General features: G+C 68.7%; 20 protein-coding genes and 2 tRNA genes. 16 read left to right on the top strand and 6 right to left on the bottom strand.

Features of this window, described 5'->3' with window-relative positions:
- Positions 1-6: 6 nt before the first annotated feature.
- Positions 7-1,236: a GNAT family N-acetyltransferase gene (locus J7E88_RS24360; protein WP_215184555.1), complete on the bottom strand. Its 1,230-nt coding sequence runs from the start codon at positions 1,234-1,236 to the stop codon at positions 7-9.
- A gap of 108 nt (positions 1,237-1,344) precedes the next feature.
- On the opposite strand from J7E88_RS24360, the gene J7E88_RS24355 reads away from it, so the two are divergent.
- Together J7E88_RS24355 and J7E88_RS24350 are read left to right on the top strand one after the other, a co-directional pair.
- Positions 1,345-2,490: a PP2C family protein-serine/threonine phosphatase gene (locus J7E88_RS24355; protein WP_215184553.1), complete on the top strand. Its 1,146-nt coding sequence runs from the start codon at positions 1,345-1,347 to the stop codon at positions 2,488-2,490.
- 63 nt (positions 2,491-2,553) lie between these two features.
- On the top strand, positions 2,554-3,012 hold the full coding sequence (locus J7E88_RS24350) for an HD domain-containing protein (protein WP_215184551.1): 459 nt from the start codon (positions 2,554-2,556) through the stop codon (positions 3,010-3,012).
- A gap of 22 nt (positions 3,013-3,034) precedes the next feature.
- Here J7E88_RS24350 and J7E88_RS24345 read toward each other — a convergent pair whose 3' ends face one another.
- Positions 3,035-4,210 (bottom strand): acyltransferase family protein, encoded by a 1,176-nt coding sequence (locus tag J7E88_RS24345; protein WP_215184549.1) that lies wholly within the window; start codon positions 4,208-4,210, stop codon positions 3,035-3,037.
- A gap of 432 nt (positions 4,211-4,642) precedes the next feature.
- On the opposite strand from J7E88_RS24345, the gene J7E88_RS24340 reads away from it, so the two are divergent.
- On the top strand, positions 4,643-4,837 hold the full coding sequence (locus J7E88_RS24340) for a hypothetical protein (protein ID WP_215184547.1): 195 nt from the start codon (positions 4,643-4,645) through the stop codon (positions 4,835-4,837).
- 1,329 nt (positions 4,838-6,166) lie between these two features.
- On the opposite strand, the gene J7E88_RS24335 is transcribed toward J7E88_RS24340, so the two are convergent.
- Positions 6,167-7,399 carry an XRE family transcriptional regulator gene (locus J7E88_RS24335; RefSeq protein WP_215184545.1) on the bottom strand — a complete coding sequence of 411 codons (1,233 nt, stop codon included), beginning with the start codon at positions 7,397-7,399 and terminating at the stop codon, positions 6,167-6,169.
- 155 nt (positions 7,400-7,554) lie between these two features.
- Complete coding sequence (locus tag J7E88_RS24330) at positions 7,555-7,920, bottom strand: GntR family transcriptional regulator (RefSeq protein ID WP_215184543.1); 366 nt, start codon at positions 7,918-7,920, stop codon at positions 7,555-7,557.
- A 181-nt stretch (positions 7,921-8,101) separates the two neighbouring features.
- Between J7E88_RS24330 and J7E88_RS24325 the strand changes: the two genes are divergently transcribed.
- The 4 genes from J7E88_RS24325 to J7E88_RS24310 are packed head-to-tail and all read left to right on the top strand — an operon-like array spanning position 8,102 to position 11,413.
- The gene (locus tag J7E88_RS24325) at positions 8,102-8,650 is read left to right on the top strand and encodes a hypothetical protein (RefSeq protein WP_215184541.1); all 549 of its coding nucleotides are present in this window, start codon (positions 8,102-8,104) and stop codon (positions 8,648-8,650) included.
- Positions 8,647-10,071, top strand: coding sequence for a replication initiator protein RepSA (repSA, locus tag J7E88_RS24320; protein ID WP_308307588.1), 1,425 nt, complete (start codon positions 8,647-8,649; stop codon positions 10,069-10,071). The genes J7E88_RS24325 and repSA overlap by 4 nt, the downstream gene beginning before the upstream one ends.
- 2 nt (positions 10,072-10,073) lie before the next feature.
- Positions 10,074-10,274 (top strand): excisionase family DNA-binding protein, encoded by a 201-nt coding sequence (locus tag J7E88_RS24315; RefSeq protein WP_215184539.1) that lies wholly within the window; start codon positions 10,074-10,076, stop codon positions 10,272-10,274.
- Positions 10,274-11,413, top strand: a complete 1,140-nt coding sequence (locus J7E88_RS24310) for a site-specific integrase (RefSeq protein ID WP_215184537.1) — start codon at positions 10,274-10,276, stop codon at positions 11,411-11,413. Before J7E88_RS24315 ends, J7E88_RS24310 begins: the two co-directional genes overlap by 1 nt.
- Before the next feature lie 71 nt (positions 11,414-11,484).
- On the opposite strand, the gene J7E88_RS24305 is transcribed toward J7E88_RS24310, so the two are convergent.
- A tRNA-Gly gene (locus J7E88_RS24305) sits at positions 11,485-11,558 on the bottom strand.
- Between the two features lie 152 nt (positions 11,559-11,710).
- Between J7E88_RS24305 and J7E88_RS24300 the strand changes: the two genes are divergently transcribed.
- The 5 genes from J7E88_RS24300 (at position 11,711) to clpX (ending at position 16,349) form a co-directional block, all read left to right on the top strand.
- A tRNA-Pro gene (locus J7E88_RS24300) sits at positions 11,711-11,787 on the top strand.
- Between the two features lie 146 nt (positions 11,788-11,933).
- Positions 11,934-13,322 (top strand): trigger factor, encoded by a 1,389-nt coding sequence (tig, locus tag J7E88_RS24295; protein WP_215184535.1) that lies wholly within the window; start codon positions 11,934-11,936, stop codon positions 13,320-13,322.
- 259 nt (positions 13,323-13,581) lie between these two features.
- Positions 13,582-14,187, top strand: coding sequence for an ATP-dependent Clp protease proteolytic subunit (locus J7E88_RS24290; protein WP_215184732.1), 606 nt, complete (start codon positions 13,582-13,584; stop codon positions 14,185-14,187).
- Positions 14,188-14,228: 41 nt separating this feature from the next.
- The gene (locus J7E88_RS24285) at positions 14,229-14,912 is read left to right on the top strand and encodes an ATP-dependent Clp protease proteolytic subunit (RefSeq protein ID WP_285427582.1); all 684 of its coding nucleotides are present in this window, start codon (positions 14,229-14,231) and stop codon (positions 14,910-14,912) included.
- Between the two features lie 147 nt (positions 14,913-15,059).
- Positions 15,060-16,349, top strand: coding sequence for an ATP-dependent Clp protease ATP-binding subunit ClpX (gene clpX, locus J7E88_RS24280; protein WP_177150824.1), 1,290 nt, complete (start codon positions 15,060-15,062; stop codon positions 16,347-16,349).
- Between the two features lie 76 nt (positions 16,350-16,425).
- On the opposite strand, the gene J7E88_RS24275 is transcribed toward clpX, so the two are convergent.
- Complete coding sequence (locus J7E88_RS24275; protein WP_215184532.1) at positions 16,426-17,373, bottom strand: hypothetical protein; 948 nt, start codon at positions 17,371-17,373, stop codon at positions 16,426-16,428.
- Between the two features lie 137 nt (positions 17,374-17,510).
- Here J7E88_RS24275 and J7E88_RS24270 point away from each other — a divergent pair, with 137 nt between their 5' ends.
- The 4 genes from J7E88_RS24270 to ndk all read left to right on the top strand — a co-directional run bounded on the left by J7E88_RS24270 (position 17,511) and on the right by ndk (position 22,574).
- Positions 17,511-20,132: a valine--tRNA ligase gene (locus J7E88_RS24270; protein WP_215184530.1), complete on the top strand. Its 2,622-nt coding sequence runs from the start codon at positions 17,511-17,513 to the stop codon at positions 20,130-20,132.
- A gap of 84 nt (positions 20,133-20,216) precedes the next feature.
- Positions 20,217-21,707, top strand: coding sequence for a folylpolyglutamate synthase/dihydrofolate synthase family protein (locus J7E88_RS24265; protein ID WP_215184528.1), 1,491 nt, complete (start codon positions 20,217-20,219; stop codon positions 21,705-21,707).
- Between the two features lie 6 nt (positions 21,708-21,713).
- Complete coding sequence (locus J7E88_RS24260) at positions 21,714-22,067, top strand: DUF4233 domain-containing protein (protein ID WP_215184526.1); 354 nt, start codon at positions 21,714-21,716, stop codon at positions 22,065-22,067.
- A 93-nt stretch (positions 22,068-22,160) separates the two neighbouring features.
- On the top strand, positions 22,161-22,574 hold the full coding sequence (ndk, locus tag J7E88_RS24255) for a nucleoside-diphosphate kinase (protein WP_215184524.1): 414 nt from the start codon (positions 22,161-22,163) through the stop codon (positions 22,572-22,574).
- Positions 22,575-22,799 lie beyond the last annotated feature (225 nt).

Here is a 22,799-nt window from a genome sequence, read left to right as displayed (position 1 = left end):
CCGCCCCTAGAACCCGTGCGGCAACCACGGCGCCACAGCAGAGCCGAAGGCGACATCCGCCTCCCCCAGCGCCCCTTCCCGCAGCTCCCGCACCCGCCCCGCACCCGCGAGCGACGACAGCGACACGCCGCCCAGGTACGCCGCCCCCAACTCCCGCACGGACAGCGCCAGTTCCGCGGCATCCTCGGTGCGCTCGCAGGACGCGCCCTTCGCGTCGCCGGTCAGCCGCCAGCGCCCGCTGTTCCAGGGGCAGAAGGCGTCCTCGACGTCGAGCACCACATCGACCTGCGCCTGGTAGGTCCGCGCCGCCAGCGCGGCGCCCACGTCCACCAGCCGCACGTGCAGCGAGTCCCTCAGCCGTACGTTGCACCGGCGCACGTCCGTCACCAGGTGCAGCAGCGGGTCGTCCGCCGGCCGGTTGCGCGCCTGCACGGTCGACGTCAGGTCGATCCCGCACAGGAACCGCCACAGCGCCGCGTACGCCGCGGGATCCAGTGCGTCGAGTTGCCGGACCGAGACGGAGCCCTCCGGGCCGGCCGGCGACGACTCGGGCTTGTTGTGGAAGCGGACGTAGCCCACGACCTCGCCGCCCCGCTCGGCGAGGACGCACTGCATCGGCGACGCCCCCTCGCGCTCGCTCGGCGGATCCAGCAGCGCCAGGCCCTCCCAGCCCGGGGTACGGGCGAGCATTCCCGGCCGTGAGCCGATTGTGCGCCGGTACACCCGCTCACAGGCGTCGGCGCCCTCCTCGACCGTCACGAAGCGCAGCCGTACGTCGTCCGTGCCCGGTGGGACGAGGATCCGCACCCGCGAGGAGTCGATCTCCACGGACATCTGGTGGCTGGCCGTGCCGTACCCGAACCGCCCGTAGATCACGGGCTCGGATGCGGTGAGCACCGCGAGCGGCTCGCCCAGGGCGCGGACGTCGTCGAGTTGGCGGCGCATCATCGAGGTGAGGATGCCGCGCCGGCGGTGCGTCGCCGCGACGCTCACCATCGTCACGCCCGCCGCGGGCACCATGGCGCCGCCCGGCACCGACACCTGGAACGTGAACGCCCCGGCCGTGCCGACGCACTCGTCGCCGTCCCACGCGGCCAGCGACCGGTCGAGCTCGGTCAACGACTCGAACAGCCTGCGCTCCTGCCGGGAATCGGCGACACCCCCGAAGGCGCGCTCCAGTTTCCCGTACCACTGGTCCCACTCGGACCGCTGCAACACCCGGAGTTGAGTCGTCATATGCCATGACTAGCAGCGGCGAGCTGCCCGTCGCGACCGAGTTTCGAACGCATTGTCGCGGGGGTCCCCCTGCACGCGGGCCGCGCTGGATGGATAGGGTCCACCGCAATGGCCCGCGGCGCAGCAGCAGACTCGTTCACGGCCCGGATGCGGAAAGCCGTCTACCGGGTCCGTACCGCCATGCGCCGGTCCGCCGTCGACTACTTCCGCGGTGGCGGCTCCGACCGGATCGCGTTCGCCGGACTGCTGTTGACCATCCCCGCCATCACCTGGGGCACGATCGCCTCGCCGGTGTGGTTCTCACCGGTCGCACTGGTGCTGCCGATCGTCGCCGGCGGACTGCTGCTGCGCCCCGCCAGCCTCATCGGCCTGTACGCCACGGCGGCGGGCGCGCTGATAGTGGAATCCATAGTGCTCGGGCCGTACACCGAGGGCCCGGCCAGGGTCACGCCCGGCACGGTGCTGGTCGTGGCGGCCTGCGGCTTCTTCGGGCTGCTGATCGCACAGTTCCGGGCCAGGGTGGGCGTGCCGTGGCGGCGCGGCGGCACCATGCTCTTCGACCTGCGCGAACGCATCCGGGTCCAGAGCGCGCTGCCGCGGCTGCCGCAGGGCTGGCACCGCGAGATGGCCCTGCGCCCGGCGGGCGGTCAGTCCTTCTCCGGCGACTTCGTGGTCGCGGCCCGTACGAACGGCGGCAGGACCCTGGAGGTCGTCCTCACCGACGTCTCCGGCAAGGGCATGGACGCGGCGTCCCGGGCGCTGTTGCTGTCCGGCGCCTTCGGCGGACTGCTCGGCTCGCTCCCGCCGCACGCCTTCCTGCCCGCGGCCAACGGCTACCTCCTGCGCCAGGACTGGGACGAGGGCTTCGCGACCTCCATCCATCTGGTCCTCGACCTGGAGTCCGGCGACTACGAGCTGCTGTCCGCGGGCCATCTGCCCGCGCTCCAGCTGCACGCGGGCAGCGGCCGCTGGGAGGAGAAGGCTGCCGAGGGCCCGCTCCTCGGGATCTACGACAGGGCGCAGTTCGACCCGGTCAAGGGCACCCTGCGTCCCGGCGACGTACTGATGCTGTTCACCGACGGCCTGGTGGAGGCGTCGGGGCGGGACATCAGCGAGGGCATCGACCGCCTCACCGGCGAGGCCGACCGCTATGTGGGCCCCGGCTTCGAGGGCGCGGCCTGGCACCTGATCGAGGCGGTCGCCAAGGACGTCAACGACGACCGGGCGCTGCTTCTGCTGTGCCGCCGGCCCTAGTGTCGCGCCCCGGCCGCGGCGTTCTTCGGGGTGCGGCGGCTTCCGGAGCCGTACAGTCGTGCCATGCCGCAGAACCTGAGCCCGGCCGAGATCGAAGCCATCGCCCGCGAGGCCCACGCCGGCCAGACGGACAAGGCCGGACGCCCGTACACCGAACACATCGCCGCCGTGGCGGAGGGCGTACGCGCCAGGGGCGGGAGTCAGGAGCAGATCGCCGCGGCCTGGCTGCACGACGCCATCGAGGACGACGCACTGAGCCGTGAATGGCTGGACGGCGCGGCGCTGCCGCAGTCAGTGAAGGACATGGTTCTCGCCCTCACCAAGCGTGAGGGCGAGGACCTGACGTCGTACACCCGGCGCATCCTGACCACACCGGGCGCACTCGTCGTGAAGGAGGCGGACCTGGCGCACAACTCCGACCCCGCGCGCCTGGCCCTGCTCGACGAGGAGACGCGCGCCAGGCTGACCGAGAAGTACGCGAGGACGCGGCGGCTGCTGGGCCTGGAGGACGCCGGGGCCTGAGGCCCGGCGTCCTCGGGGTGTCTCAGCGACGCGCGCCGACCTCCGCGCGGTCCCTGCGGAACGCCCACGTCATCTCGGGCTCGGTGACGGGCCGCAGCGCCCGCCGGACCGGCGGGGTGCACAGCAGCGTGACCGCGCCCGCCGCGAACAGCGAGACAAGGACCAGGCCGAGCGGGCTGCCGAGCCAGTCGTTCTCCTCGAAGACGCCGAAGTAGTCGCCGCCCTTGACCAGGAAGCCGTGCAGCACATAGCCGCAGATGGTCCCCGCGCCCAGGGCCGTCATCCAGTTCCTGCGCCCCGGCACCCAGGCGAGGAAGGCGACCGACAGGACCAGCGCACACGCGAACAGGCCGAGGAAGACCACGACCCCCGACCACCACGGGGCCCCGAGCTCCTGCACGCTGCTCGACCGGTAGAACCAGTTGAGCCTCATCCGCGGCGCGACCCAGTACGCGAACAGTGCCGTGCCGGCGAGCAGCGGCAGCGTCAGCAGCCGCACCTCGCGCCGCCGCACCAGCTCGAAGTGCTCCGGCTTGAGGCACAGGCCCAGCACGAAGAAGGGCAGGAACTGCAGAACCCGCTGCAGATTGAGGTCCGCCCCGATGTCCGGCGTGAGCGCCGCGAGCGTGGCGACGACCAGCGCGATCGGCAGCGGCCGCCGCACGATCCGCCACAGTGGTGTGGTCAGCCGCCAGATGAAGAGCGCGGCCAGGAACCAGGTCAGATAGAAGGGGTCGAGCAGGCTGAGCGGATGCCCGGGGTCGTCGTTCGCGTACCGGGCGAACAGGGAGTACGCCACCTCGAAGACGACGTACGGCAGCGCGATCCCGGTCAGCAGCCTGCGCAGCTGATGCGGTTTGCCCTGGTAACTGCGCGAGAAGTAGCCGGAGATGATGATGAACGCCGGCATGTGGAACGTGTAGACGATCATGTACAGCGCGCGGGCCGCCCGGCTGCCGTCCATCACCGGCTCCCAGGCGTGCGCGACGGCCACCAGCACGATGGCCAGATACTTCGCGTTGTCGAAGTAGGCGTCGCGGCCGGCGGGCTTCTTCGGCTCCGGAGCCGGGCCCGGAGCTGACTTCAGGCCGGTCCCCGCCGTGGCGGGAGCGGTCGCCGCCCGGGCGGCGGGGGTGGGTCCCGACTCCGGAGCCTCGGGGATCGGAGCCCTCTGATATCCGTGCGCAGCGTGGAACATTCAAGGCACCTTAGCCGCGCGGATTCGATTTCGTAAAACACCCAGGTGTTCGGTCCATTCGAACCTGAAACCACCGCCAACCGCCCGCTATGCCCCAATTAATCCCCCTTAAACAGAGCATATCGGCGCAGTGGGAAGGTGACATGAATTACATCGTCAACGGCCTTCGAATTTCGTGTGACCAACATGTGGGGACATGGAAACGATCACTTCGTATTCCTTCTCCTATTTCACTCCGTCGGCCCATCGGCCGGCCGGGACCGCCGTGCCGCTGAGCGCGCGGCCGCTCCGGCTTGGCGTGATCTTGACATCGACGATTCGTCACCCCGAGGCAGGGGCAGGGAGGTTGGTGGCACGATGGTGCAGGCGGGGGTGTGCTGGGCCGCACGTCCCCGGGCCGGCAAGGCGGACCGACCGAGGGTGTGATCAGTTGTGGCCATTTCACTGTCTGTGGTGCTGCTGTTGGCGATCGTCCTCGTGGTGCTGATCCGCAGTGGCTCCATCAAGCCGGGGCCGGCCATTGTGGCGGCGCTGTTCGGGTTCTTCCTCGCGTCGACGGGCATGGCCCCGCCGATCGAAAGATTCATGAACTCGATAGCGGAGACGATCAACCAGATCAGTTTCTGAGCGCCCGGCCCCGGGCGCGCGACGACTTCGGGCCCTGCCCGGCGGAAACCCGCCGGGCAGGGCCCGAAGTGCGCCGGCGCATCAGATTCGGAGAAACGCATCAGGGCCGGGTCGGAGGATGGTCCTCCGACCCGGCCCTGAGCCGTCGAGAGCGGGCGACGGGAATCGAACCCGCGTAGCTAGTTTGGAAGACCCCGTATGCGCATCTGCTCTGACCTGACGGGTCGCTGACCTGCTGCTTGCCGCAGTCTTGGCCGTCGTTCCCCGCTGTTCCCCGTGGTGGACTGCTGCAACGGGCACGACAGGGGCACGCTTCTGGGGACGGTCAGAGCCTGGTCATCAGTAGGGCTGCCATGCCGGTCAGGGCTGCGATCAAGCTGGCTATAGCCGAGATGATTGAGGCCAACCCCATCGCCCTCGTGGTTGTGTTGCTGACGGGGGCTCCTGTACGGTTCGGGAGTATCGCTTTCCTAGTGCGTACGCAATGGGATTCGCGAGGGTGGTTGCCTTGCTCTGGCAAGGATGTACCTCCTTGGTAGTAGATCGATTGACCCGTACGGCGCGTCTTCGCAGGACACTCCGCCATACGGGTCTTCGGTGTGCCGTAAACCATATCAGGCCCACGTCGTCAACCCGCCCTGGTTCAGCGCTACTTGTGCTGCTGGGGCGGGCCCCTCTCTGGCTTGGTAGCAGACCGTAGCAGTGGACCGGCCCAGCGCATATCAAGCCGACTTCAGACCCAGTGACTTCCGGCTACCCGGCTTCGGCGCTACTGGAGGGTTGGTCGACTGAACGCGTGTATAGCGTTCTGATCTGCGGGAATGAGGCTCTTGCTCGTCCAGAGTCCTCCTTCTCCGGCCAGCGGCGCGTTGTCGTGGGTCCCAGGTTAGGAACGCGTAGGAACGCCATGGAACAGATCTGAACAGATGTGAGGGGGGCCTACTGCCTGCCTCGCTCTGTCGAGTTGGCCGAAACGTGGCGGCTGAGGTCGGTGGAGCGGCTTTGGGCGGGAGCTGCCATGGGGCGAGAGATCGGGGCCCGTACGCTGGTCAGCGAAATCGGGCAGTCTGTGGACCTGCCCGTTAAGGCCCGATGTGGGCCCCGATCTTCGAGGCTCGCCCCATGGTGGCTGCCTAAAGCCGTGGAGCCGACCGCCCCAGCCACAGCGGGCCTCCTCTGCCGTCAACCCTTCGCCGTTTCGGCGTGCGGCCGGCGGGCGGGTGGCCGTGGGGCGAAGACAGGAGCGGCGGCCCGGCCGACGGGCCGCGCGCCGCCGCGCCGTGCGCGGCGGATGCGCCTTGATCGAGGTAGAGAAACCTGTAACAGGCCCTAGCTGGCGCGACTGAGCGCGGTCAGGTGATCCAGGTACTCACGGCCCGTCGCCTCGTTGGCGAAGTCCCGGTTGACGATGGCTGCCAGTTCGCGGCTGACCATGAGCAAGGACGGCAGGGACTGCCGGTCGCCCTTCAGCGCCCACTCGCCGTAGTTCACGGCCTGGTCCAAGTCGCCCTGCCTGGCTGAGACCACGCCGAGCGTGATCCGCGCCTCCGCCATGCGCATCGGCGATCGCTCAGACCCGTCGAAGTCGGTGCCTGCTCGGATCACCTCGTGGGCAAGGTTCTCTGCGAAGCGGTCCTCTCCGAGCAGCCGGTAGCAGTCCATCGCATAGAAGTCGAACTTCGCCGGGTCCACCACAAAGTGGTGATCCAGATTCTCGGGGTACGGCATCCCCTCGAGGAGCTTGCGCCCTCGGTCCAACGCCACTTCGGTCTGGCGCCGGTCACCCAGCCGCGCCCACCCCTTCGCCTCCTGGGCGGCAAGCTGGACGGCCACGCCATGCGAGGGAGCCGACTCCGTCCCGGCCTGCGACGCCGCGAGGATTCCACGGTAGTCGCCAGTGGTCAGGGCGAACCAGGCGCGCATCTCGTGAGCCCAGCCAGAGATCTCCGCGTTGCCGGACTCACGAGCTAAAGACAGGGCCGCCTTCCGGGTGCTCTCGGCTGCGGCCCGGTCACCCATGTCGTACTCGACGCATCCGATCAGGAGGGCCAGCCAGCCGGACAGGGTGAGCACCTCGCGGTGCTGCGCGAGCGTGAGCCGCTGGGACTGGAGCCCTGCAACCCGCTTGAGCCACTGCCTGCCCTCGGCGGCGAGCTGCCCGCTCGGCAGATACGGGTACTCGGAGCACAGCCGGTCGGTAGTGATCCGGAGAGCATCAAGAGTGGCGTTGTCGACGTCGGACGCCTGAAGCCTGCTGATGATGTCCAGCGTCTCCATGCCGCTGACGGCGACGATCTCGGCATTCCCGTCCCGCTGCCCGGCTACCGGGAAGATCGCATGGGTGACGGTGCCGAACGTGGCCGCGATGATCGGTTGGTAGAAGTCGCTCGGCATGACCTCGCCGGACTCCCACCGCTTCCACTGGCGGACCATGCTGGAGCCCTCGGGCAGTGGCTTCGGTGCGTGGGCGCGCAGGGCGGCAACCACTTCAGCTTGTGACCACTGTCGGGCTTCTCGCTCTGAGGCGATCCGTCGCGCCCATGCCGGCCGTTCGTCGCTCATGTGCTGCCCTCCCGTCGGGGTGCTTGCCTTCGAGTCTGGCAGTCGGGGAGCTGGTGACACGGGGGGTGACAGGGGGTTGGCACCAAGGCTGTCCCCCAGTGACACCACGCCTGTCCCTAGTTAGTCGGTCGCCCGGAACGCATGGTGGATCACTGTCAGGCACTGCTCGGGGACTGGGCGCGCTTCTCCAACTCGGCCACCCGGGCGGCAAGTTGCTGAATCTCGGAGTGGATAGCGTTGATCTCGTCTCGGTTAACAGGCCCGCTGGCATCCTGCCCTGCCACATTCGTGCCCGTCGGGGACTGCACGAAGTACCCCCGTGTCGGCACCGAGACGATCACGCCTTCATCAGCAAGCACCTTGAGCGCGTTGCCCACGGTCACGGTGGTGACCTTGAACCGCTCCGCCAACTCCCGCAGCGAAGCGAGGCGGTGCCCCGCTGGGAGTACCGCGATCTCCTCGCGCAAGGCGTCGGCGATCTGGACCTTCTTCGGCCTGGGGTCGTGGGCTTCAACCGTCATGCGGCGAGCGTACCGACTAGCGCGACATAGCACAGCCTATGTCGCGCTATGTCTTGTGCTGCACTCTGCTCTATAGCAAGCTATGCCATGCGGCCGTCGTCGGCCGCAAAACCCGGAGGGCGACGCATCTACCGCCAAGCAGTCCGCCGCCCTCCTTCGTCCCTTGAAGGGAGCTTCCATCATGCCCGCGACGCTCACTGCTCCGCACCCCGCGCCCACCCTGTCGCCGGTCGAGACCGTCTCTGTCTCGGAGCTGTCGAATCAGGAACGAGCCGTGGCGCTCTACGCCTCCGACATGCCCACCCGCTTCCGGATGCGCCGAGACGACGACGCGATGGTGCACGGCTGGATCATCCAGGGGGCCGCCCGTCTGGGGCTCCACGAGGTTCACCGCCTGGCCGCCGCTGCATACGGATACCGGCTGCTTTGGCTGGCCGACCTCGCCACCGCTGACCAGACCCGTGCGCAGGAGCGGCGGTTCCCGAACGCGTGCCGCTTCTCCAAGGCGGAGACGACGGCGACGCTCTTCACGGTCAGCACGGACATCCCCATGTCGCAGGCCGCAAAGGACCGGCCTGCTCGGGTTGAGGGCACGTGCCCGTGCAGTGGAACCGGGTGGATGGCTGATGCGCTGGACCCGAGCGACCCCGACACGGCGTGCATGATCGCTTGCCCAGTCCACAATCGCCACGGTCTGCGCCCGGCCCCTCGTCCGGCGGTGGCCGCGTGACCAACCTTCCCGTTCCCTCGGCCGCCGTTGCTGACGTGGCGGTGGCCGTGGGCCAGGACCCGATCACCGTGGCCGACCTGCTGCGCGTCGCCAACACGCCCGGCTTCGACCGCTGGCGCGAACAGATCCGGCGCACGGGCGGCTGCTCCGACCCGATCCACCTCCAGGGCTGGACCATCACCAAGGACCGCAAGACCGCCGAGACGCTCTACTCGTACTCGACTCAGGCCGAGCCGGGCGGGCGGCTACGTGTCGCCTGCGGCAACCGCCGTGCCTCGCGCTGCCCGTCCTGCGCCTGGACGTACGCGGGGGACACCTACCACCTGATCCGTGCCGGGATCACCGGGGATGAGCGCAAGGACGTCCCCGACACCGTGCGGGACCACCCGCGCGTGTTCGCCACCCTCACGGCCCCGTCGTTCGGCCCGGTCCACAACCGCCCCGCCTCCGGTCGCTGCCGCTGCGGCAAGCAGCACCAGGACGACGATCCCGCCCTGGGCACCGCGCTGAACCCGGACCGGTACGACTACGCCGGGGCGGTGCTCTGGAACAACCATGCGGGCCAGTTGTGGCAGCGGTTCACGATCTACCTGCGCCGGGAAATCGCCGCCCGCGCCGGGCTCTCCCAGCGTGCGCTGTCGGATGCCTGCCGGGTCTCGTTCGGCAAGGTCGCCGAGTTTCAAAAGCGCGGTGCCGTGCACTTCCACGCCGTGGTGCGGCTCGACGGTCCGGACGGCCCCGACTCGCCGCCCCCGGCCTGGGCTACCGTGCCCCTGGTCGATGACGCGATCCGGGCCGCCGCCGCTCGAGTCCTGGTCGTCGTCCCGTCCGCCGGCACTTCCCCGGAACGGAAACTGCGCTGGGGGACCCAGGTCGACGTCCAGCCCATCGGCGCTCTCGGACACGAGGACCTGACCGAACAGGCCGTGGCCGCCTACGTCGCGAAGTACGCCACCAAGGCGGCCGAGACCACCGGCACGGTGGACCGCCGGATTGTCGAGCTGGGGGAGCTGGACCGGCTCGGCCTGCCCGCTCATACCCGGCGGCTCATCGAAGCCTGCTGGGCCCTGGACGGCGACTATCCGGACCGGCTGCTGGCGCGCTGGTCGCACATGCTCGGCTTCCGCGGCCACTTCTCCACCAAGTCCCGCCGCTACTCCACCACTCTCGGCGCACTCCGCCAGGTCCGCACCGACTACCGCGCCCGCCAGGAACGTCAAGCCCGCGGGCTCCCCGAAGACCTCGAGGACTCGGAGGGCTCCACGCTCGTGCTCGCCCACTGGACCTACGCCGGGCACGGCCACACCCCCGGCGAATCCTGGCTCGCCCAATCCATCGCCAACGAGATCAGGCAGAACCGCGAACTCGCGCGGGAGCACCGCACCGAACTGGACGACTTCGACACCACGGGGGAGTGGTGACCATGGACCGACTGCTCACTGTTGACCAGGTCGCCGAACTCCTCGGCACCACCGTCCGGTTCCCTCGGCGGCTCATCGAGGAACGCCGGATCGAGTACGTCAAGGTCGGGCGACACGTACGCATCCCCGAACGGGCCATCGCGGACTTCATCGAGGCCAACACCGTTGCACCCTCCGCACGGCGGCTGAGGAGCGTGGCCTGATGGCGGCTAAGAAGCGGTTTTTCGGCCGTGTCCGCAAGCTGCCCTCTGGCCGCTACCAGGCTCGCTATCCGGGACCCGATGGCATCGACCGCCCGGCGCCGCACACCTTCCGCACGAAGCGGGAAGCGGATGACTGGCTGGCCCAGCGCCAAGCCGAGCTGCGTGCGGGGGACTGGACCGACCCTGACGCCGCTCGAGTCGCCTTCGGCGCGTACGCATCGACCTGGATCACTGAGCGCGGCATCAGCGCGTCGACCGCTGACCTGTACCGGTCGCTCCTGCGGAATCACCTCGCGCCGACCTTCGACCTCGTCGCCTTGGGTGACATCACCCCGGCGATGGTCCGAGCCTGGCGGGTTGCTCGTCTGGACGCGGGTGCCGGCGCTTCTTCGGTGGCCAAGTCGTACGCGCTCCTGCGGGCCGTGCTCATGACCGCCGTGGAGGACCGGCTCATCCGGCGTAACCCCTGCCGGGTCAAGGGCGCGAGCGTCGCTCCCACTCCCGAGCGGCCTACAGCGACCGTTCAGGAGGTCTACGAGCTTGCTGGGGCGATCCAGCCCCGGTACCGCGCTCTCGTCCTCCTGGCGGCCTTCACAGGGCTTCGCTGGGGCGAGCTGATCGGGCTGTCCCGCCGTGACATCGACCTCGACTCGGGAACCCTGAGGGTGCGCCGGAATGTGGCCGAACTCCACAGCGGCAAACGACTGGTGAAGGAACCCAAGAGCACGGCGGGCAAGCGCACGGTCGCGATCCCGGCCGTGATCGTGACCGATCTTGCTACGCATCTCGCCGTGTTCGCCGAGCCGGGCCCGGACGGCCGGGTCTTCATTGGGGCCAAGAAGGCGACGCCGCGCCGGAACCACTTCGGCAAGCTGTGGCGCAAGGCGTGCGATCAGGTCGGGATCAAGGGGCTTCACTTCCATGATCTCCGCCACACCGGGAACACCCTGGCCGCCGCGACCGGTGCCAGCACGCGTGAGCTGATGACCAGGATGGGCCACAGCACGGCCCGTGCGGCGCTGATCTACCAGCACGCCACGGCCGAGCGTGAACGGCTGATCGGCCAGGCCGTGAGCGCGGTCGTCGAGCAGGCCCGGAAGCAAGATCCCGATCCGAACGGGCACGCAGCGGGCACGTAGGCGGAAACGAAGATCCGAAACGCATCAGGGCCAGGCTGGAGGACGAACCTCCGACCTGGCCCTGAGCCATGTGGAGCGGGCGACGGGAATCGAACCCGCGTAGCTAGTTTGGAAGACTAGTGCTCTACCATTGAGCTACGCCCGCACGCACGAGCCGCAGGTCACGACCGCGCGGCACGAAGAGCATCGTAGCGGGTCCGTGCCGCCGCGTGCACACCCTGCTTCCGCACACCGCGAAGACGTCCGTAAAGGGACCGGCCCGCAGCCCCGGGGCATGTACCCTACGGTTCGCACCGACGGGGTGTGGCGCAGCTTGGTAGCGCGTCCGCTTTGGGAGCGGAAGGTCGTCGGTTCGAATCCGGCCACCCCGACCAGCAAGATCACGTTGTGAGGCTCCTCCTGCTTGCCGTTACTATGCAAGCTGCGTGCCCGTGTGTCTGATGTACCGGGCCCGATGCGCTGAACCGCTGAATCGCAGCGTCAGCGAACCCAAGAAGTCAGCCACCAAGGAGACCGAACCGTGAAGAGCGCCGTGGAGACCCTGAACCCGACCCGGGTTCGGCTCACTGTCGAGGTGCCCTTCGAGGAGCTCAAGGCCAGCCTCGACGCGGCGTACAAGAAGATCAACCAGCAGGTCACGGTCAAGGGCTTCCGCAAGGGCAAGATCCCGGCCAGGGTCATCGACCAGCGGTTCGGCCGCGGTGCGGTGCTGGAGGAGGCCGTCAACGACGCCCTCCCGAAGTTCTACACCGAGGCGGTCAACGAGGCCGAGATCAACCCGCTCGGCCAGCCCGAGGTCGACATCACGGAGCTGAAGGACGGCGAGACGCTGAACTTCACCGCCGAGGTGGACGTCCGCCCGACCATCGAGATCCCGGACTACTCCGGCATCGAGGTCACCGTCGACGCCGTCGAGGTCACCGACGAGGACATCGAGAAGTCCGTGGAGCAGCTGCGCGAGCGCTTCGCCTCCACGAACCCGGTCGAGCGCGCCGCCGCCGAGGGTGACGTCGTCACGATCGACCTCGAGGCCAAGGTCGACGGCGAGGTCCTGCCCGACGGTGTGGCGAACGGCGTTTCGTACACCATCGGTTCCGGCGAGCTCCTCGACGGCATCGACGAGGCCGTCACCGGCCTGGAGGCCGGCGGCGAGGCCACCTTCACCTCGCAGCTGAAGGGCGGCTCCGCCGAGGGCAAGGACGCCGAGGTCACCGTCAAGGTCACCGCCGTCGCCGCCCGTGAGCTCCCCGAGCTCGACGACGACTTCGCCCAGATGGCGAGCGAGTTCGACACCCTCGAGGAGCTGAAGGCCGACAGCCGCAAGCGCCTGGAGAACATGAAGCAGTACGACCAGGCCACGCAGGCCCAGGAGCGCGTCCTGGAGAAGCTGCTCGAGCTGGTCGAGGTCCCGGTCCCCGAGAAGCTGCTCGAGGACGAGGTCAACACCCGTAAGCACAACCTCGAGCACCACCAGCTCGGTCAGATGGGCCTGACCATCGACAAGTACCTGGAGATCCAGGGCAAGACGGCCGAGGAGTTCGACGCCGAGACCAAGGAGCAGGCGGTCAAGGGCATCAAGACCCAGTTCGTCCTGGACGAGCTGGTCAACCGGGAGAAGCTCAACGTCAACCAGGAGGAGCTCACCGAGCACCTCATGCGGCGTGCGGCGTCCTCCGGCATGAGCCCCGACCAGTTCGCCCAGGCCGTCGTCGAGGGTGGCCAGGTGCCGATGCTCGTCGGCGAGGTCGCCCGCGGCAAGGCGCTGGCCGTCGTCGTCGAGGCCGCCACGGTCACCGACACCAACGGTGAGGTCGTCGACCTCGAGGACGAGGACGAGACCGAGGCCGCCGCCGAGACGGTCGAGACCGTCGTCGAGGGTGACGAGGCCGCGGAGAAGTCCGAGGCCTGAGCCTCGCGCCCCTTCATGGACGGGCTCCGGACGCCGCAGGGCGGCCGGGGCCCGTCGGCGTAGACGGCCGGACCGGACGCACCGCCGGGGCCCAACTACCTTGCGCTCCGAGCGAACAGTTCGGGAACCGGGATGGCTATGTCCGACCTGCGCGTTAGGGTCCATGAATACGAGGGCAGGGGAGTCCCCGCCCCCGGTACAAAGACGCTGAGACGGCCGAAGCCGTCAGAGACGAGCAGGTGGACACGTGACGAATCTGATGCCTTACGCCGCCGGTGAGCCGTCCATCGGTGGTGGCCTCGGCGACCAGGTCTACAGCCGGCTGCTCGGCGAGCGCATCATCTTCCTCGGCCAGCAGGTCGACGACGACATCGCCAACAAGATCACGGCGCAGATGCTGCTCCTGGCCGCCGACCCCGACAAGGACATCTACCTCTACATCAACAGCCCCGGTGGCTCGGTCACGGCCGGCATGGCGGTCTACGACACCATGCAGTACATCCCGAACGACGTGGTGACCATCGGCATGGGCATGGCGGCCTCCATGGGCCAGTTCCTGCTGACGGGCGGTGCCGCCGGCAAGCGCTTCGCCCTGCCGAACACCGACATCCTCATGCACCAGGGTTCCGCCGGACTGGGCGGTACCGCCTCGGACATCAAGATCCAGGCCGAGTACCTGCTCCGCACCAAGAGGCGCATGGCGGAGATCACCGCCCAGCACTCCGGTCAGACCGTAGAGACGATCATCCGCGACGGTGACCGCGACCGCTGGTTCACCGCGGAGGAGGCCAAGGACTACGGCCTCATCGACGAGATCATCTCCGCCGCATCGGGTGTCCCGGGCGGCGGCGGCACCGGCGCCTGAGCCGTACCGCCCTCACCCCCAGCCCGCAGAACGCCACCAGGATGGTGAACACCCATATGAGCAACTTCCCCGGCGTCTCCGCCAGCGGCCTCTACACGGGCCCCGCGGTGGACAACCGCTACGTCGTTCCGCGCTTCGTCGAGCGCACCTCGCAGGGCGTGCGCGAGTACGACCCGTACGCGAAGCTCTTCGAGGAGCGCGTGATCTTCCTCGGCGTGCAGATCGACGACGCCTCGGCGAACGACGTGATGGCGCAGCTGCTGTGTCTGGAGTCGATGGACCCGGACCGCGACATCTCGATCTACATCAACAGCCCCGGTGGCTCCTTCACCGCGCTGACCGCCATCTACGACACGATGCAGTTCGTGAAGCCGGACATCCAGACGGTCTGCATGGGCCAGGCGGCGTCCGCCGCTGCCGTGCTGCTGGCCGCCGGCACCCCCGGCAAGCGGATGGCCCTGCCGCACGCGCGGGTGCTGATCCACCAGCCGTCCTCGCAGACCGGCCGGGAGCAGCTCTCCGACCTGGAGATCGCGGCCAACGAGATCCTGCGCATGCGCGTGCAGCTGGAGGAGATGCTGGCCAAGCACTCCACCACGCCGATCGAGAAGGTCCGCGACGACATCGAGCGCGACAAGATCCTGACCGCCGAGGACGCGCTCGCGTACGGCCTTGTCGACCAGATCGTCTCGACCCGTAAGAGCACGGCCGCAGCGGCCGCCTGACGGATCCGGCGCACCCTTGGTGCGGTACACGACAAAGTGAACCGCGCCAAGGGGGGCCCGAACGGGGGGCCAGGCAAGGTACCGTCGGATATGAGGCACCAGGAGTCGGCTGAACCAAGCCGCTCCCAGGCGAAGGGGAAGCACCTCGTGGCACGCATCGGTGATGGCGGCGACCTGCTCAAGTGCTCGTTCTGCGGAAAGAGCCAGAAGCAGGTGAAGAAGCTCATCGCAGGCCCCGGGGTGTACATCTGCGACGAGTGCATCGACCTCTGCAACGAGATCATCGAAGAGGAGCTCGCCGAGACGAGCGAGGTGCGCTGGGAGGAGCTTCCCAAGCCGCGCGAGATCTACGAGTTCCTGGAGAGCTACGTCGTCGGCCAGGAGCCGGCCAAGAAGGCGCTCTCCGTCGCGGTGTACAACCACTACAAGCGCGTTCAGGCCGGCGAGAACGGCGGCGCGCAGGGCCGGGACGACGCGATCGAGCTCGCCAAGTCCAACATCCTGCTGCTCGGGCCCACCGGCTCCGGCAAGACACTGCTCGCCCAGACGCTGGCCCGCATGCTCAACGTGCCGTTCGCGATCGCGGATGCGACCGCGCTGACGGAGGCCGGTTACGTCGGCGAGGACGTCGAGAACATCCTCCTCAAGCTGATCCAGGCGGCCGACTACGACGTCAAAAAGGCCGAGACCGGGATCATCTACATCGACGAGATCGACAAGGTCGCCCGTAAGAGCGAAAACCCGTCGATCACCCGGGACGTCTCGGGCGAGGGCGTCCAGCAGGCCCTCCTCAAGATCCTCGAGGGCACGACGGCCTCGGTCCCGCCGCAGGGCGGCCGGAAGCACCCCCACCAGGAATTCATCCAGATCGACACGACGAACGTGCTGTTCATCGTGGGCGGCGCGTTCGCCGGCCTGGAGAAGATCATCGAGTCCCGCGCGGGAGCGAAGGGCATCGGCTTCGGCGCCACGATCCGCTCCAAGAGGGAGATCGAGGCGAGCGACCAGTTCCAGGAGGTCATGCCGGAGGACCTGGTCAAGTTCGGCATGATCCCGGAGTTCATCGGCCGCCTCCCCGTCATCACCTCGGTCCACAACCTCGACCGCGAGGCGCTGCTGAAGATCCTGGTCGAGCCGCGCAACGCACTGGTCAAGCAGTACCAGCGCCTGTTCGAACTCGACGGCGTGGAGCTGGACTTCGACCTCCCGGCCTTGGAGGCCATCGCCGACCAGGCGATCCTGCGCGGCACGGGCGCGCGCGGCCTGCGCGCCATCATGGAAGAGGTCCTGATGTCGGTGATGTACGAGGTCCCGTCCCGCAAGGACGTGGCCCGCGTGGTGATCACGGAGGACGTGGTCCACAACAACGTGAACCCGACGCTGGTCCCGCGCATCGTGAAGGACGAGGGCAACGGGCGCCACGAGAAGTCGGCGTAGGCGCGCGGAGCGCGCGTGAACGTGGAGGGGGCGCCCGGCCAGTTGAGAAACCGGCCGGGCGCCCCTTCGCCGTTCGTCAGAGCTTGACGCGGACTTCCTTGCGGAGCTTCGCGGCGATGGAGGCGGCGTCCTCAGGCGACGTGCCCTTGCCGGTCATCGCTGAAGCGAAGTCGATCGGCATGACGAAGCCGACCGTGCTGTAGTCGCCCCAGATGCACACCGTGAACGTGACTTCCTTCGGCGCGGCAGAGGTACTGGAGCTGTCGCCGGTCTTGGACTTGATCTGCTGGCACTTCAGGACGGCGCCCTCCAGTTCCGCGGGCTCGTACGCCTGCGGGCTGCCCACCAGCTCGGCGTCGCCGTCCTTCTCCTTCTCCGATTCGGCCTTCATGTCGGCGAACGCCGCATCGACGGCTGCCTCCGGGTCCTCGACCTCGCCGTAGACCCCGCCGAACGTGAGCATCTTCCCGGCCAGCGGGTTGTCTTCGCTTCCGGCCTTGTAGTTGGCCTCGACTTCCTTGGGGTTCTTGATCCCCATCTTCGAGGCGTCCTTGAGGAAGTCGTCGTCGGAGGAGCTCGTTCCGTCGCCGCCGCCGCTCTTCTTGTACTCGGTGAGCACCGTTGCAGGGGTCGTCAGCTTGTGCGGGCCGTCGTCGGCGACGTCGCTCCCGCTCCCGCCGAAGATGAAGTACGCACCCACACCCAGCGCCGCCACAACCGCCACCGCGCCGATGATCAGACCCGTCTTCTTGCCGCCGCCGCCCGCAGCCGGCGGGGGCGGCGGGTAGGCGCCCGGGCCCGCGCCGTACTGAGGCTGCTGGCCGTACGGGCCCGGCTGCTGGGGCTGGCCCCACTGGCCCGGCTGGCCGGGCTGCTGCTGCGGGTAGCCGTAGCCCTGCGGCGGAACGCCCTGCGGAGCCTGCTGCGGATACCCGTAACCGGGCTGCGGGGCCGGCGGCTGCTGGCCGTACGGGCCCGGCTGCTGGGGCTGGCCGCCGTACGGACCCGGCTGGTTGTAGCTCATTACGGGTGTTCCCCTCGTGATGTTTATGTGTTCCGAACATCCTGACGCAAGCGCCGAACCCCCGGGGCGGCGGGGGGCACACCGTTACGGAACAATCGCGTTTCAGGACCGCCCCGTGACACCCCTAAACTGACCCCGTGACCGAGAACACTCAGCATCAGCCAGCCAGCACCCCCGAACTGCCGACCCAGTACGCGCCGGCCGAGGTAGAAGGGGCGCTGTACGAGCGCTGGGTAGAACGCGGGTACTTCGAGGCGGACGCCAAGAGCGAGAAGCCGCCGTTCACGGTCGTCATCCCGCCGCCGAACGTCACCGGCAGCCTCCACCTCGGCCACGCCTTCGAGCACACGCTCATCGACGCCCTCACCCGCCGCAAGCGCATGCAGGGTTACGAGACCCTGTGGCAACCCGGCATGGACCACGCCGGCATCGCCACGCAGAACGTGGTCGAGCGGGAACTGGCCAAGGAGGGCAAGTCCCGCCACGACCTCGGCCGTGAGGCGTTCGTCGAGCGCGTCTGGCAGTGGAAGGGCGAGTCCGGTGGCCAGATCTCCGGGCAGATGCGCCGCCTCGGCGACGGCGTCGCCTGGTCGCGTGAGCGCTTCACCATGGACGAAGGCCTGTCCCAGGCCGTCCAGACCATCTTCAAGAAGCTCTACGACGACGAGCTGATCTACCGCGCCGAGCGCATCATCAACTGGTGCCCGCGCTGTCTGACGGCCATCTCCGACATCGAGGTGGAGTACCAGGACGACGACGGCGAGCTCGTCTCCATGAAGTACGGCGACGGCGACGACACCATCGTCGTCGCGACCACGCGCGCCGAGACGATGCTCGGCGACACCGCCGTCGCCGTCCATCCCGACGACGAGCGCTACAAGCACCTGGTCGGCAAGCGGATCAAGCTGCCGCTGACCGACCGCACGATTCCGGTCGTCGCGGACGAGCACGTCGACCCGGAGTTCGGCACCGGCGCCGTCAAGGTGACGCCGGCGCACGACCCGAACGACTTCGAGATCGGTCAGCGGCACAACCTGCCGAGTGTCGCCGTCATGGACGAGCACGCCGTCATCACGGCGCACGGGCCCTTCCAGGGCCTGGACCGGCTCGAGGCCCGGTCGGCGATCGTCGGCGCGCTGCGCGCGGAGGGCCGGATCGTCGCCGAGAAGCGGCCGTACGTCCACTCCGTCGGCCACTGCTCGCGCTGCAAGACCACCATCGAGCCCCGCCTGTCCATGCAGTGGTGGGTCAAGGTCGGCCCGCTCGCGAAGGCCGCGGGCGACGCGGTCCGTGACGGCCGGGTCAAGATCCACCCCCAGGAGATGGAGAAGCGGTACTTCGACTGGGTCGACAACCTCCACGACTGGTGCATCTCGCGCCAGTTGTGGTGGGGTCACCGCATCCCCGTCTGGTACGGGCCGAACGGCGAGACCGTCTGCGTCGGGCCCGACGAGCAGCCCCCGACCGGCGACGGCTGGACCCAGGACACCGACGTCCTCGACACCTGGTTCTCCTCCGGCCTGTGGCCCTTCTCGACCCTGGGCTGGCCGGAACAGACCGAGAGCCTCGCGAAGTTCTACCCGAACTCCGTCCTGGTCACCGGCTACGACATCCTCTTCTTCTGGGTCGCCCGGATGATGATGTTCGGTCTGTACGCAATGGACGGCACCCCGCCGTTCCACACCATCGCCCTGCACGGCATGGTCCGCGACCAGTTCGGCAAGAAGATGTCGAAGTCCTTCGGCAACGCGGTCAACCCGCTGGACTGGATGGACAAGTACGGCTCCGACGCGCTGCGGTTCACGCTCGCGCGCGGCGCCAACCCCGGTGTCGACGTCCCGATCGGCGAGGACTGGGTCCAGGGCTCGCGCAACTTCGCCAACAAGATCTGGAACGCGACCCGCTTCGCGCTGATGAACGGCGCCACGGTGGAGGGCCCGCTGCCCGCCCCCGAGCAGATGTCCTCCACGGACCGATGGATCCTGTCGCGGCTGAACACGACGGTCGCCGAGGTCGACGCCTACTACGAGGACTACCAGTTCGCGAAGCTCTCCGAGTCCCTGTTCCACTTCGCCTGGGACGAGGTCTTCGACTGGTACGTCGAGCTGTCCAAGACCACCTTCTTCGAGGGCGGCGAGCAGGCCAGGGTCTCCGGCCGGGTCCTCGGTGAGGTCCTGGACGTGATGCTGCGCCTGCTGCACCCGGTCGTCCCCTTCGTCACGGACACCCTGTGGACGACGCTGACCGGCGGAGAGTCGCTCGTCGTCGCCGACTGGCCGAGCGACAGCGGCTTCCGCGACGAGGCCGCCGAGCGGGAGATCGAGCTCGTGCAGCGGGTCGTCACCGAGGTCCGCCGCTTCCGCAGCGACCAGGGCCTGCAGCCCGGGCAGAAGGTCCCGGCGCGGCTCACCCTGGACGGCACCGCGCTCGCTCCGCACGAGGCGGCGATCCGGCAGCTGTTGCGCCTCCAGCCGGAGGGCGAGGGCTTCCACGCCACCGCGTCTTTGCCGGTCGCCGGTGCCACGGTCGCTCTGGACCTGTCGGGCACGATCGACGTCGAGGCCGAGCGCAAGCGTCTGACGAAGGACCTGGCCGCGGCCGAGAAGGAGAAGGCCCAGGCGACGGCCAAGCTCGGCAACGAGGCGTTCCTCGCGAAGGCGCCGGACAATGTGGTCGACAAGATCCGGGGGCGCCTCGCCACCGCGGACGACGACATCGCCCGCATCACGGCCCAGCTGGCGAACCTGCCGCAGGGCTGAACAACGCCGTGACGGACGAGGCCCCGGGGGACGCCCCCGGGGCCTCGCCCGCTCCTGTCCGTGCTGCTCCGTAGACTGGATCCCGTGAGTGAGCACCCCGACCCGTTCGACGAGATCGTCGATGCCGAGACCGACCGTGACCCCGACCTGGCGGTGATCGAGGCCGGCAGCCGCACCCTGCGCGCGCAGGCCGGGACGCCGCAGACCGATGACGTGCCCGCCCGGCCGGCGGACCCCGAGGTGGACAGGGCGCTGCGCGAGGTCGAGGCCGACCTGGCGACGCGCTGGGGCGAGACCAAGCTGGAGCCCTCGGTCTCCCGGATCTCCGCCCTGATGGACGTGCTGGGCGAGCCCCAGCGCGCGTACCCCTCGATCCACATCACGGGGACGAACGGCAAGACGTCCACGGCCCGCATGATCGAGGCGCTGCTCGGCGCCTTCGACCTGCGCACCGGGCGTTACACCTCGCCCCACGTCCAGTCGATCACCGAGCGGATCAGCCTGGACGGCGCGCCCATCGAGCCCGAGCGCTTCATCGAGACGTACAACGACATCAAGCCGTACCTGGAGATGGTCGACGCCGCTCAGGACTACCGGCTGTCCTTCTTCGAGGTGCTCACCGGCATGGCGTACGCCGCGTTCGCCGACGCCCCGGTGGACGTCGCCGTCGTCGAGGTCGGCATGGGCGGCAGCTGGGACGCGACGAACGTGATCGACGGCTCGGTCGCCGTGGTCACCCCGATCGACCTGGATCACACCGACCGGCTCGGCTCCACGCCCGGCGAGATCGCCGGGGAGAAGGCCGGGATCATCAAGCAGGGCGCGACGGTCATCCTGGCGCAGCAGCCCGTGGACGCCGCCCAGGTGATGCTGAAGAAGGCCGTGGAGCTCGACGCCACGGTGGCCCGGGAGGGCATGGAGTTCGGTGTGGTCTCCCGTGAGATCGCGGTCGGCGGCCAGCTGCTGACGCTGCGCGGACTCGGCGGCGAGTACCAGCAGATCTTCCTCCCGCTGTACGGAGCCCACCAGGCGCACAACGCCGCGGTCGCGCTCGCGGCGGTCGAGGCGTTCTTCGGCGTGGGCGCCGAGCATGCGCGTGCGCTGGACCTGGACACGATCAGGAATGCGTTCGCCGCGGTCGCCTCCCCCGGCCGTCTGGAGGTCGTTCGCCGCAGCCCCACGGTCGTGCTGGACGCCGCGCACAATCCGTCGGGCGCGCGGGCGACGGCCGACGGCATCACGGAGTCGTTCGGCTTCTCCCGCCTCATCGGCGTGGTCGGCACGAGCGACGACAAGGACGTGCGCGGTCTGCTGGAGGCGTTCGAGCCGGTCTTCGCAGAGATCGTCGTCACACGGAACTCCAGCCACCGCGCGATGGACGCGGACGAGCTCGCGGCGATCGCCGTGGAGGTGTTCGGTGACGAGAGGGTGGTCGTCGAGCCGCGCCTGGACGACGCGCTGGAGGCGGCGATCACCCTGGCGGAGGAGGAGTCGGAGTTCTCGGGCGCGGGTGTCCTGGTGACCGGCTCCGTGATCACGGTCGGCGAGGCCCGGCTGCTGCTGGGGAGGGGCTGACATCCGATGCGTACGCTCTGTGCATCCACGCTGATCGGCGAGTTCTTCGTGATCGGCTTCGCCGGTCTCGTGGCCATGAAGTCGGACGGCGCCTCGATGGCCGTGGTGTGGACGGTCTGCGGGGTGGCGATGCTGCTCTCGCTGCTGTTGTGCGGCATGATCACCCGGCCCGGGGGGATCCAGCTCGGCTGGGCGCTCCAGATCGCGCTGATCGCGAGCGGGTTCGTCGTGCCGACCATGTTCTTCCTCGGCGCGCTGTTCGCCGCTCTGTGGTGGGCGTCGGTGTTCTACGGCCGCAGGATCGACGAGGCGAAGGCCAAGTGGGCGGCCCAGGCATCGGCAGGGCCTGACGCTGCGTAATCGGCGGCGTTGTTCGCCCTGTAGCCTCGTCAGTGCCTGCCGTCCGGATGGGACGCAGCAGGCACTGAACCCGCACATGAAGGAGCCCGTACCGTGAGCCAGCGCACGCTCGTCCTGCTCAAGCCCGACGCCGTACGACGCGGCCTGATCGGCGAGATCATCGGCCGTATCGAGGCCAAGGCCGGCTGGACCATCAGCGCGCTGGAGCTGCGCACGCTGGACCAGGAGACCCTGGAACAGCACTACGGAGAGCACAAGGGCAAGCCGTTCTACGAGCCGCTGGTCGCCTTCATGTCCTCCGGTCCCGTAGTGGCCCTCGTGGTCGAGGGCGAGCGCGTCATCGAGGGCGTACGCCAGATGGCGGGTCCCACCGACCCGATCGCGGCGGCTCCGGGCTCCATTCGTGGTGACTTCGGGACCATCGTCCGGGAGAATCTCATCCACGCCTCGGACTCGGAGGAGTCCGCCATTCGAGAGCTGAAGATTTTCTTTCCGGGTCTTTCCTGACAAGACGTCAGCCGAACAGCGCTCATGACCTGGGGCGACCGAAGGAATTTCGGTCGTCCCTTGGCATAGGCCGGAGCATTGCGGGAACGCATCGTTGCGACACATCGTCACCTAATCAGAGGTGGACCAGCGCGCCGTGTCCGTGGGTACGGCACTACGATGTAAGCCTCCACGCCACACCACCCACCTCGCCATCCTGAAAAGCCATCAATGCTCGATTTGGGA

The organism is Streptomyces sp. ISL-10, from assembly GCF_018614575.1.
In the GTDB taxonomy this organism is placed as follows: domain Bacteria; phylum Actinomycetota; class Actinomycetes; order Streptomycetales; family Streptomycetaceae; genus Streptomyces.
Note: the sequence above shows the minus strand (reverse complement) of the source record. Positions and strands in the feature narration are given on the sequence as shown.

What these genes read in the sequence shown, in the direction of transcription:
- J7E88_RS24360 (WP_215184555.1), bottom strand. Translation starts at nt 1,236, where the DNA reads ATGACGACTCAACTCCGGGTGTTGCAGCGGTCCGAGTGGGACCAGTGG.
- J7E88_RS24355 (WP_215184553.1), top strand. Translation starts at nt 1,345, where the DNA reads ATGGCCCGCGGCGCAGCAGCAGACTCGTTCACGGCCCGGATGCGGAAA.
- J7E88_RS24350 (WP_215184551.1), top strand. Translation starts at nt 2,554, where the DNA reads ATGCCGCAGAACCTGAGCCCGGCCGAGATCGAAGCCATCGCCCGCGAG.
- J7E88_RS24345 (WP_215184549.1), bottom strand. Translation starts at nt 4,210, where the DNA reads ATGTTCCACGCTGCGCACGGATATCAGAGGGCTCCGATCCCCGAGGCT.
- J7E88_RS24335 (WP_215184545.1), bottom strand. Translation starts at nt 7,399, where the DNA reads ATGAGCGACGAACGGCCGGCATGGGCGCGACGGATCGCCTCAGAGCGA.
- J7E88_RS24330 (WP_215184543.1), bottom strand. Translation starts at nt 7,920, where the DNA reads ATGACGGTTGAAGCCCACGACCCCAGGCCGAAGAAGGTCCAGATCGCC.
- J7E88_RS24325 (WP_215184541.1), top strand. Translation starts at nt 8,102, where the DNA reads ATGCCCGCGACGCTCACTGCTCCGCACCCCGCGCCCACCCTGTCGCCG.
- J7E88_RS24315 (WP_215184539.1), top strand. Translation starts at nt 10,074, where the DNA reads ATGGACCGACTGCTCACTGTTGACCAGGTCGCCGAACTCCTCGGCACC.
- J7E88_RS24310 (WP_215184537.1), top strand. Translation starts at nt 10,274, where the DNA reads ATGGCGGCTAAGAAGCGGTTTTTCGGCCGTGTCCGCAAGCTGCCCTCT.
- J7E88_RS24290 (WP_215184732.1), top strand. Translation starts at nt 13,582, where the DNA reads ATGCCTTACGCCGCCGGTGAGCCGTCCATCGGTGGTGGCCTCGGCGAC.
- J7E88_RS24285 (WP_285427582.1), top strand. Translation starts at nt 14,229, where the DNA reads ATGGTGAACACCCATATGAGCAACTTCCCCGGCGTCTCCGCCAGCGGC.
- J7E88_RS24275 (WP_215184532.1), bottom strand. Translation starts at nt 17,373, where the DNA reads ATGAGCTACAACCAGCCGGGTCCGTACGGCGGCCAGCCCCAGCAGCCG.
- J7E88_RS24260 (WP_215184526.1), top strand. Translation starts at nt 21,714, where the DNA reads ATGCGTACGCTCTGTGCATCCACGCTGATCGGCGAGTTCTTCGTGATC.